At 43.6% G+C, this 11013-nt stretch carries 6 protein-coding genes and 1 pseudogene; 6 read left to right on the top strand and 1 reads right to left on the bottom strand.

What is annotated here, in order from left to right; genetic code table 11:
* Nucleotides 1-69: 69 nt before the first annotated feature.
* Nucleotides 70-720, bottom strand: a complete 651-nt coding sequence (locus ACESZH_RS22975; protein ID WP_373219368.1) for a type II toxin-antitoxin system PemK/MazF family toxin — start codon at nucleotides 718-720, stop codon at nucleotides 70-72.
* 927 nt (nucleotides 721-1647) lie between these two features.
* Here ACESZH_RS22975 and ACESZH_RS22970 point away from each other — a divergent pair.
* From ACESZH_RS22970 to ACESZH_RS22945, 6 genes and pseudogenes are all read left to right on the top strand, one after another.
* On the top strand, nucleotides 1648-2049 hold the full coding sequence (locus ACESZH_RS22970) for a TnpV protein (RefSeq protein WP_373219978.1): 402 nt from the start codon (nucleotides 1648-1650) through the stop codon (nucleotides 2047-2049).
* Nucleotides 1977-7115 (top strand): DEAD/DEAH box helicase family protein, encoded by a 5139-nt coding sequence (locus ACESZH_RS22965; protein ID WP_373219976.1) that lies wholly within the window; start codon nucleotides 1977-1979, stop codon nucleotides 7113-7115. Before ACESZH_RS22970 ends, ACESZH_RS22965 begins: the two co-directional genes overlap by 73 nt.
* A gap of 174 nt (nucleotides 7116-7289) precedes the next feature.
* Nucleotides 7290-9410, top strand: a complete 2121-nt coding sequence (locus ACESZH_RS22960; protein WP_373219370.1) for a recombinase family protein — start codon at nucleotides 7290-7292, stop codon at nucleotides 9408-9410.
* The gene (locus ACESZH_RS22955; RefSeq protein ID WP_373219372.1) at nucleotides 9335-9706 is read left to right on the top strand and encodes a TnpV protein; all 372 of its coding nucleotides are present in this window, start codon (nucleotides 9335-9337) and stop codon (nucleotides 9704-9706) included. The genes ACESZH_RS22960 and ACESZH_RS22955 overlap by 76 nt, the downstream gene beginning before the upstream one ends.
* A 177-nt stretch (nucleotides 9707-9883) precedes the next feature.
* A complete protein-coding gene (locus ACESZH_RS22950; RefSeq protein ID WP_373219374.1) occupies nucleotides 9884-10426 on the top strand; it encodes a GNAT family N-acetyltransferase in 543 nt (180 codons plus the stop codon).
* Nucleotides 10427-10473: 47 nt separating this feature from the next.
* Nucleotides 10474-10938 (top strand): annotated as a pseudogene (locus tag ACESZH_RS22945) (MBL fold metallo-hydrolase); the annotation flags it as partial.
* Between the last annotated feature and the right edge of the window lie 75 nt (nucleotides 10939-11013).

Genomic DNA, 11013 nt, shown 5'->3' with positions numbered 1-11013 from the left:
AAGAATTGTCATATCTGAATTCTTACCAAAAAAGAGTTATTTTTTACCAGAAACACAAACTATTTTACACTACCGCTTGAGAACGTATGGCTTTACATCACCAATCTTTTCAAAATGTACCCGTGACAGGCTTACCTGTGTGATACGGGTTACATTTGCCCATCGTGGCATTAGTGGATAACCATAGACCTTTTCTACTTTTACACTGTAGTCCATGGTTTTGGGTTCCTGTGAAGAAAGTGGAATGACGATCAAAGAGTCCTTTAGATTTTTTAAAATGATCGCAGGATGCCTTCCACCAAATTCTGTACCGATATTATAGCCAAAATCAACCCAGACTACAGCCTTACGTATCAGGACAAGGGAACGGGCAATTATTTCAATATCCTCATTTGGTACAGAGTCTTTTTTCACAGAAATAATATATTTGTCAGTTTCTTTATCATAGCAGTAATACTTGGAAACCACAGCCTGCTTTTCAGGCCGAAGCCATTGATATGTATCTTTTTTTATTGTGTTTGGTAAGGCTATGGGCGGTATTTGGAATGATTTCTCATCCAGAATTAAGTTTGTTTTAAGAGTCGTCCATTTATAATATTCATTTGCCAGTTTAATCTGTTCGGGTTCATGGAAATCTATCTGGGTAAAATGTTTCCGCAGGGTGGAAACTGTATTATTAAAGGAATGATTGGCATCATCCATAGTGGCGGTGTGTTTCATATGGTTCTCCTTTCGGAATAATGATTTTATTTTAGCAGATTATCTGACAAAGTACAACATAAGAAAGACAGGGAGGGATTTCTTTGGCAAATAAATATGAGTTAGTTTCAAAACTGGCAGAAGAGACAGCGAAAGAAGTTGTAAAAAACGGGGAAACATGGAAACGGTATCTGGATACAGCAGCACGAATTTACAAATATCCGTTTCAGGAGCAGCTTTTGATCTATGCACAACGTCCGGATGCCACGGCCTGTGCCAGTATTGACATCTGGAACAGCCGCCGGTTTAATTGCTGGGTCAACAAAGGGGCAAAAGGAATTGCCCTGATAGATGAAGATGCTCCAAGGCCAAGACTGAAATATGTGTTTGACATATCGGATATACATAAGGCACGGCGGATCGGGCGTACTCCTTATTTATGGAAGATGGAACCGGAGCATCAGGAAACGGTAATAGATCATCTGGAACACATCTATGGAGGCACCCGGCAGGATAAAAGCTTTGAGGAACGGCTGCTGGAGATTGCACAGCGTATCACGCTGGACTGCTATGAGGAGGTATGGGAGGACTTACAATATCTGACAGAGGGAAGCTATCTGGAAGGGTTAGATGAATATTCCGGAAAAGTCCATCTTAGGGAAACTATGCAGTCCAGTATCTCATATACATTGCTGGCCCGCTGCGGAATGGATATGGAGAATTACGAAGAACTGTTAAACTTCGACTATATCCATGAATTTAATACGGTTCCGGCTTTGTCGCAGCTTGGAAGTAACATTACAGAACTTTGTAAACCGATTCTGATGGAGATCGGAAAAGCAATCCGTGCTTATGACCGGGAAATTTCTAAAAAAAGAGTTGCAAATCATAATAACTTAGAATATAATGCTTTAAAGCGTGAAAGTGAAAGGCGGAAAACAGTTGAGGATGCAAATGAAAATCCGGAAAATAGCAGGAATGAAGAAAGGAGCCAGGATTATGGAACTGACATATCAGAAGAACGGCGATTATTACATCCCGAATATCAAAATGGACGAGCAGCCAGCGGAAGTGCTGACAAAATACGGGATGATGCGGAAGACATATCTGCAGGAACACAAGAAGGGGCTTTATTCAGGACTTCTGCTGACCGGCAGGCTGATGAACCATTTGTTGGAGATTCAGGAAGCGGCAGAGCAGAGGATGGAGGAAATCACGGAGCAGATGGCAGCGGACGAAGGAGTGACAGAGGAACTGAAATCCAAAGACCAGATGAAATGGATTCAGCTTATGAACAGCATTCGTCATTCAGCAGAGGAGATCGTACTGACAGAACTGATCTACAATTAGAGGAAGCGGAAGAAATATCAGCACAACCTGATCAGGAAATGAAAGAATCGGACAGTGAAGAACTGCCCGATTTTTTCATGCCCGGAGAAGAAACTCCAACCAATGATGCAGGTGGAGCTTCTGTATATGAACAACTTTCCCTTTTCCCAAGTGCAGAAGAGCAGGTCGGGAACATCGCTATTAACCATGCAAATGATATGGTTCCTTTTTCCAGGGATAAACCGATCACGGATGAGATGGTGGATTACGTGCTGCTTACCGGCGGCGGACAGAGAGACAGCAGGCCACGTATTTTTGCGAAATACCAGAAATGGCTGGATTCTGCAAAAATGGCCGAGTTTTTGAAACGGGAATATGGCAGGGGAGGAAAGGGTTTTACCTTTGAGGGAGAGCCTTTGTCTGTCTGGTACGACGAGGATGGAATGAAATTTGCAAGGGCAGATGCAGCCAGATTTCAGCCAATGCGCACGCTGTCCTGGATGGAAGTGGAAGAGCGCACATACAATCTGATTCTTGATGGAAAGTATATGGATGAAGCGGAAATGTGGCATGTACCGACATTGGAAAAAATGGAACTGGCCTCAAAGGTTTACAACTTTTTTCAGGATGAATACGGTTCTGTTCCGAAGGAGCTGGAGATACCACATATCCATCCGGATGCGGAGGAAAAGCTGGCAGAGTATTTTTCTTCGCAGGAAGGAATTGACCAGATATTAGGCCATATGGATCAGGCCATAGGGGCATTGCAGCGTGGGGACGTGAAAGCTCGTTTCCATGTGGTCTATCGCCCGGAGGATATCCGGGAGTCTGTGGAAGAACTGAAACGCAGACCGATGAAATTCCCACCTGCAGAAAATCTGGAAGTTCCGGTGGAGACATTCATTACCCAGGATGAAATAGATTACCGGTTGAGCAGGGGGAGCGGTTTTGAGCATGGCTTATTCCGTATCTATGAATTTTTCCAGAATAACCATGATAAAAAAGAGCAGGCCGCTTTCCTGAAAAATGAATATGGGACAGGAGGAAGTACATCTGCCCTTCCAGGGTCATGGCACAGCTATGAGGACCATGATGCCGAAGGGCTGCGCCTCAGCAAAGGAAGCATTATTGAACCATCTGCAAAGGTACTTTTGACATGGCCGAAAGTGGCAGAGCGTATCCGAACCTTGATAGAAACGAACCGTTTTCTGACACCTGAGACGGAAGCCGCATATATAAAGTGGAAGGCAGAGAAAGAACAGCAAAAACTTGTAGAAGCAAGAAACAAGCTGATTGCGGATGCCGAAAAGGAACATTCCGGGGAAATCCCCGTTCTGCAGGAGCCGGAGCAGGAACAGACAGACAGCCGTGTTGTGGTCGCACTGGAAAGTACAGAAGACGTTACCGATTACAGTATTGGATTCTTTACTTACCATTATCAGGATGAAAGGGAAGGAGTCCGGTACCGCCTTGTAACGATTGGGGAAGATGGCCGTCTGGAAGCCTATCCGGAAAAGACAAAATTCTTTATCAATGAGACGGCTGCAAGGGATTATATCGCCAGCCATGCAGAGGAACTGCAGGTGATCCCTTATGATGAGTTAGTCCATCAGGCGGGCAGGGAGATTCTACAGAACATATCGAAAGAATGGGAAAAGCCAGAACCAGAGAAAGAGCAGGATAAAAAAGAACCGGAAAACCCGGAGGGACAGGGAGAACCAGAAGAGTCGGAGCCGATAAGATCCGGATTGGAAACAGAACCGGAGCAGACGGAAGCGGAAAATCAGGATACGAAATCAGACGAACCTGATTTCCTGCAACCGGATCTGACACCGGAATCAGAGCCACAGCGGGAAAAAGAGAAAATAGATACCGCTGGTGCGATGAATTTCCGCATCACGGATGATGCATTAGGGGCAGGCACGGCAAAGCAGAAATTTGAGCGGAATGTGGCAGCAATCCAGACACTGCAGCGTATAGAACAGGAACACCGAATTGCATCCCCGGAGGAACAAACTATTCTGTCACAGTATGTGGGCTGGGGCGGACTTGCCGAAGCATTTGATGAAACAAATCGTGCATGGAGCAGAGAATATGCGCAGCTTAAAAGTCTTTTAAGCCCGGAAGAATATGTTTCCGCCAGAGAGTCCACCCTGAATGCCCATTATACTTCCCCAGTAATCATCCGTTCTATTTATGAAACCCTTGGCAGGATGGGGTTTGAAAAAGGAAATATCCTGGAGCCTTCTATGGGGACGGGACACTTTTTTGGAATGCTGCCGGAAGCGATGCAGGAGAGCCGCCTGTATGGAGTGGAGCTTGACAGCCTGACAGGAAGGATTGCGAAACAGCTTTACCCAAAAGCAAATATCCAGATCAGAGGCTTTGAGAAAACTGACCATCCCAATGATTTTTTTGATGTAGTGGTGGGAAATGTTCCATTTGGCCAGTATAAGGTGGCAGATAAGCCGTATGACAGGCATAATTTTCTGATCCATGACTATTTTCTGGCGAAATCACTGGATAAAGTACGTCCGGGAGGGATTGTTGCGGTTGTGACCTCCAAAGGGACAATGGATAAAAAAAGCCCGGCTGTCCGGAAATATCTGGCGCAAAGGGCGGAGCTTCTTGGGGCAGTCCGTCTTCCGAACACGGCATTCAAGGAAAATGCAGGGACCGAGGTTACTTCGGATATTCTGTTCTTTAAGAAACGGGACAGGATGATGGATCTGGAACCGGACTGGGTACATCTTGGTGAAAATGGGGATGGGATTGCCATGAACCAGTATTTTATCGCCCATCCGGAGATGGTAGTGGGAAAGATGGAACTGGTATCCGGACCTTATGGTATGGAATCCACATGCCTGCCGGTGGAGGGGAAGCCCTTTGAAGAACAGTTACGGGAAGCAGTCATCCATGTTGTGGGTGAAATTGAGCCTGCAGGACTGGATGAGCAGGAGGATGATCTGGAAAGGGAAGCAATCCCGGCAGACCCGTCTGTAAAAAACTACAGTTATACCGTGGTGGATGGGGATGTGTATTACCGGGAAAATTCCGTGATGAAGCCAGTAGAAATGGCGGATACCATGCTGGAGAGGATCAAAGGCATGGTTGCACTGAGGGAAGCGACCAATGAGTTGATCGCATATCAACTGGAAGAATACGGGGATGCTGCAATCAGGGAAAAACAGGCAGAATTATCCAGCTTATATGATGATTTTACAAAGAAATTCGGGATGATCAATTCCAGAACCAATAAAATGGCATTTAACCAGGATGCAAGCTATTATCTTCTCTGTTCTCTGGAGGTACTGAATGAGGATGGGACATTGAACCGGAAAGCAGATATGTTCAGTAAACGTACCATCAAACGGCAGGAAGTGGCTACCTCCGTAGATACCCCTTCCGAAGCACTGGCAGTGTCCATGAGTGAAAAAGCCCGTGTAGACCTCCAGTACATGGAGGGACTTCTTGGAGGTCCTGAGAACCATGAGCGAGTTGTAAATGAATTAAGCGGAGTTATTTTTAAAAACCCGTTAAGTGATCTAAATGACGATTATGCGGGATGGGAGACTGCCGATGAATATTTATCCGGGAATGTGAGGGAAAAGCTGTCTGTGGCCAGATTATGTGCAGAAAAGCATCCGGAATTTGCCATAAATGTCAGCGCACTGGAACGGGTGCAGCCAAAGCTTCTGGATGCTTCGGAAATTGAGGTAAGGCTCGGTGCTACCTGGGTAGACCCGAACTATATCAATGATTTTATGCGGGAGATTTTTGAAACACCGGAGGGAAAACTGGAACAGGGAATGATCGGAGTACAGTATTCCAATGTGACCGGGCAGTGGAATATCAAGGGCAAGAGTGCTGATTTTGGAAATCCCCTGATAGATGCCACTTATGGGACCCAGCGGGCAAATGCCTATAAGATACTGGAGGATTCATTGAACCTGCGTGACAGCCGTATATATGACACCATAGAGGAAGATGGAAAGGAAAAGCGGATTCTGAATAAAAAGGAAACCACCCTTGCCAGCCAGAAGCAGGAAGCAATCCGGGAAGCATTTAAGGACTGGGTATTTCAGGATGCCGGGCGCCGGGAAGTGCTTTGTGCCAAATATAATGAACTGTTCAATTCCAACCGTCCACGGGAATATGATGGTTCCCATTTAACATTTCCGGGCATGTCACCTGATATTGTGCTGCATCCCCACCAGAAAAATGCAGTTGCCCATCAGCTATACGGGGATAACACACTTCTTGCCCATTGCGTAGGGGCAGGGAAGACTTATGAGATGGCGGCTGCGGCGATGGAAAGCAAAAGACTGGGGCTTGCCCAGAAATCGTTGTTTGTCGTTCCAAACCACCTGACAGGCCAGTGGGCGTCAGAGTTTTTGACCCTGTATCCGGGTGCAAATATCCTTGCTGCAACCAAAAAAGATTTTGAACCGGCGAACAGGCAGAAGTTCTGTTCCAGGATAGCCACCGGTGATTATGATGCGGTCATTATCGGGCACAGCCAGTTTGAAAAGATACCACTGTCCACTGAACGGCAGGAAGCTATGATCGAGCGTCAGATTGATGAGATTGAAATGGCAATCGAAACTGCGAAAGCAGAGAATGGGGAACGCTATACCATCAAACAGATGGAAAAAACAAAGAAGTCACTGGCTGCCCGGCTGGAACGGCTCAATGACCGGAGCAGGAAAGACGATGTAGTTACGTTTGAGCAGTTGGGCGTGGACAGGCTGTTTGTGGATGAGAGCCATAATTACAAGAACCTGTTTCTTTATACAAAAATGCGGAATGTGGCAGGTATCGCACAGACAGAAGCCCAGAAGTCTTCGGATATGTTTGCTAAATGCCAGTACCTGGATGAAATAACTGGCGGAAAAGGCATTACGTTTGCAACCGGGACACCCATCAGTAATAGTATGACGGAGCTTTACACCAATATGCGTTACCTGCAGTATGGTACTCTGCAACGCCTTGGGCTGGGCCATTTTGACAGTTGGGCGTCTTCTTTTGGAGAGACCACTACAGCAATCGAGCTGGCACCTGAGGGCTATAATTTAGTAGGACGATAAATAATGCGTTCCTAAATTGAAAATAGGTTGTCAAAGTCGGCTTTGGAACTTCAAAAATATTTTTTTAATTCTTTGAAAAACAGTTCCGCTTTGCACCCCTGTTTTCTCCTATTAGCAGAGGGAGTAATCCCTGTAATGCTAAACAAGATTACATAAGGAAAGGAGGATAAGAGAATGTCAAGGACTTCAAAGATTACAGCACTCTATGAGCGTTTATCAAGAGATGATGACCTTAATGGTGAGTCAAATTCAATAACCAACCAAAAGCAATACTTGGAAGATTACGCCCGAAGAAATGGCTTTACGAATATCCGTCATTTTACTGACGATGGTTTTTCGGGTGTGAATTTCAATCGTCCGAGTTTTCAAGAGTTGATTAAGGAAGTAGAAGCAGGGAATGTAGCAACGATTATTGTTAAGGATATGAGCCGATTAGGGCGAAACTATCTGCAAGTCGGCTTTTATACGGAAGTTCTGTTTCCGCAGAAAGATGTCCGTTTCCTTGCAATAAACAACAGTATTGACAGCGATAATACTTCTGATAATGACTTTGCCCCGTTTTTGAATATTATGAACGAGTGGTACGCCAAAGACACAAGCAATAAAATCAAGGCGGTGTTTGACGCCCGTATGAAAGACGGAAAGCGTTGTAGCGGTTCAATCCCTTATGGGTATAACCGATTAGCAACCGACAAACAAACGCTTGTCGTTGACCCTGTGGCTTCTGAGGTGGTAAAGCGTATCTTTCTGCTTGCCAACGATGGAAAAAGTCCGAGAGCAATCGCTGAATTACTTACCGAAGAAAAGGTCTTAATCCCAGCGGCACACGCAAAGCAATATCACCCCGAGCAGTATAATGGAATGAAGTTTTCAGACCCATATCTTTGGGGAATGTCAACCATAAGAGCGATTTTGAGCAGACAGGAATATCTTGGTCATACCATTTTGCGTAAGTCAGTCAGTACCAATTTCAAACTGCACAAAAGGAAGAATACCGATGAAGATGAACAGTATGTATTTTATCATACGCACGAGCCTATCATCTCGCAGGAGCTTTGGGACAGTGTTCAGAAGCGAAAGAAACGAGCGAACAGAACAGCGGCAAAGGGTACGCATAGCAATCGTTTAAGCGGTTATCTTTACTGTGCGGATTGTGGCAGAAGAATGACCTTGCAAACGCATTACAGTAAAAAAGACCGTTCGGTGCAGTATTCTTACCGTTGCGGTGGGTATGCAAGCAGAGTAAACTCTTGTACTGCCCATTCGATTAGTGCTGATAATGTGGAAGCCTTGATATTATCGGCTGTCAAACGATTATCAAGATTTGTTCTGAATGATGAAGAAGCCTTTGCAAAGGAACTTCAATCACTATGGAATGAGAAACAGACAGAAAAGCCAAAACAGAATAAATCGGAATTGCACCGTTTTCAGAAGCGATACGATGAACTTTCCAAACTTATTCGTGGCTTGTATGAAAATCTTATTTCGGGATTACTGCCCGAAAGACAGTATAAGCAACTGATGAAGCAGCATGATGATGAGCAGGCTGAACTGGAAGTGAAGATTGAGGAAATGCAAAAGGAACTGACCGAAGAAAAGGCAAATACGGTTGATATTAAGCATTTCATTTCTTTAATTCGCAAGTGTAAAGAGCCGACAGAAATATCTGATTTGATGTTCCACGAACTTATTGACAAGATTGTGGTTTATGAAGCAGAGGGTGTTGGAAAAGCAAGGACACAAAAGGTTGATATTTATTTCAATTATGTCGGGCAGGTTGATATTGCCTATACGGAAGAAGAACTTGCGGAAATCAAGGCACAGGAAGAACAGATAAAAATGGAGCGATTGGCAAAACAGCGTAAGCGTGAAAAAGCCTACCGAGAGAAACGAAAGGCTGAAAAAATCGCTGAAAACGGTGGAGAAATCGTTAAGATAAAGGTATGTCCTCATTGCCAAAAAGAGTTTGTGCCTACAAGCAATCGACAGATTTTCTGTTCAAAGGATTGTTGCTATCAGGCAAGGCAGGATAAGGCAAAAGCCGATAAAGAAGCAGAAAAAGGACATCATTATTATCGTCAGCGTGTCTGTGCTGTGTGTGGCAGTACCTACTGGCCTACACACAGTCAGCAGAAATTCTGTTCCGAAGAATGTCAAAAGCAAAATCACAACGAGAAATCTTTGGAATTTTACTATAAGAAGCAAAAGGAGAAATCAAAATGCAACGATTTATCACAGACGAAAGAACTGGTATCCAGTACGAACTCATCGGAGATTACTACTATCCCTGCTTGACGATAGAAGAACCCCCTGCTCTCACGAAATACGGAAGAATGAGGGAAAGATATTTAAGGGAACACAGGAAAGTCTTATATTGCAATCTGCTTACAAGCGGAAAGTTATATGAACACCTTGCTGAAATTGATACTTCGGCGTGTAATATGGCTGAGTATCTGATTAAGGAAATGACAAGAAAACAAGGTGTGACGGAAGAACTGAAAGGAAAGGATATGATGAGATGGGCAAGATTGATGAATAATATCCGAGCCTGTGCAGACGAGATTGTATTGAACGATATTGTTTATTCTTAATAGCATACCAGCCGAAAAGGAACTGCTGTCTTAATTGATGGCAGTTTTCTTTTTCGGGAAGTATTCAAGAAGTCATTAAGTTGTGAGTGTAGTCGAAGGGGTAGAAAAATTGGTAGAGATGTGGTAAAATGAGTTTAATCAAGAGCGATAAACTGAAAGTTGTAGGGGTGATGTATCATGAAAAATCAATATATACAGCTTGTTCCAACAAATATATCTCTTGCGGAACAAGTGGTTGATTACTATAAGAGAAATCGGACGTTTTTAGAAGCCTTTGAGCCTACACGAAACGAGGAGTTTTTTTCTCTTGAATATCAACAAAAAGTATTAGAAAAGGAAATGTCTGAATATGAGGAAAGGACAGCTTTTCGCTTTTATATTATGTCAGTGGAGCAACCCCCAAAAGTTATAGGTATCATTGGATTGAACAACGTGGTATGGGGAGCCTTTTGTTCTGCTTTTTTGGGATATAAATTAGACAAGGATTTTGTCAACAAGGGATATATGTCTATTGCGGTAGAAATGTTGACAAAATATGCCTTTGAAGAATTAAGATTACACCGAATAGAAGCAAATGTGATGCCGAAAAATAAAGCCTCTTTAAGAGTTTTGGAAAAAAATAATTTTATCAACGAAGGACTTGCAAGATATTATCTAAACATCAATGGAGTTTGGGAAGACCATATCCACATGGTAAAGATAAATTATGCCATGCACTAACTCCCAGTTTATAGAGCTAAGAAAATTTTTATTTTGGAGAGTATAGAATGAAAGATTGGTTTACAATAGACAAGATTGATGAAGATACATATATAATCAGCGAATATCGCCATTGGGAAGAAACTCATTGTTATCTTTTGAATGGCACAGAACGCAGTTTGTTGATTGATACGGGACTGGGAATTTGCAATATTTCTGAGGTTATAAAGAAATTGACCAATAAACCTGTTACAGTCGTTGCTACGCACATTCATTGGGATCATATTGGGGGACACAAGTATTATCCCGATTTTTACGCACACGAAGCAGAACTTGGTTGGCTTAATGGTGGCTTTCCTCAACCATTAGAAGCAATTAAAGAATATGTTGTTGACCGTTGTGATTTGCCGAACAGCTATGATGTGAATACTTATGAGTTTTTTCAAGGAACACCGACGAAAGTATTATACGGGGGCGAGCATATAGACCTCGGAGAAAGAAACATAGAAGTTCTACATACACCGGGACATTCGAGGCTGTAAAAAATCTTGTGTCTTTGGAAAGTGAATCTTTCTGATAAGAAATAGATATGTAAGGTTTTGCTGTCG

The sequence above is a fragment of the Ruminococcus sp. 5_1_39BFAA genome (genome assembly GCF_964240875.1).
Classification (GTDB): domain Bacteria; phylum Bacillota; class Clostridia; order Lachnospirales; family Lachnospiraceae; genus Blautia_A.
This window is presented reverse-complemented; position numbering and strand designations above follow the sequence as displayed.

Bases quoted from the DNA above. Each gene is read 5' to 3' on its own strand.
- ACESZH_RS22955 (WP_373219372.1), top strand. From the start codon at position 9,335: ATGCAACGATTTATCACAGACGAAAGAACTGGTATCCAGTACGAACTC.
- ACESZH_RS22970 (WP_373219978.1), top strand. From the start codon at position 1,648: ATGCAAATGAAAATCCGGAAAATAGCAGGAATGAAGAAAGGAGCCAGG.
- ACESZH_RS22960 (WP_373219370.1), top strand. From the start codon at position 7,290: ATGTCAAGGACTTCAAAGATTACAGCACTCTATGAGCGTTTATCAAGA.
- ACESZH_RS22975 (WP_373219368.1), bottom strand. From the start codon at position 720: ATGAAACACACCGCCACTATGGATGATGCCAATCATTCCTTTAATAAT.
- ACESZH_RS22965 (WP_373219976.1), top strand. From the start codon at position 1,977: ATGGATTCAGCTTATGAACAGCATTCGTCATTCAGCAGAGGAGATCGT.
- ACESZH_RS22950 (WP_373219374.1), top strand. From the start codon at position 9,884: ATGAAAAATCAATATATACAGCTTGTTCCAACAAATATATCTCTTGCG.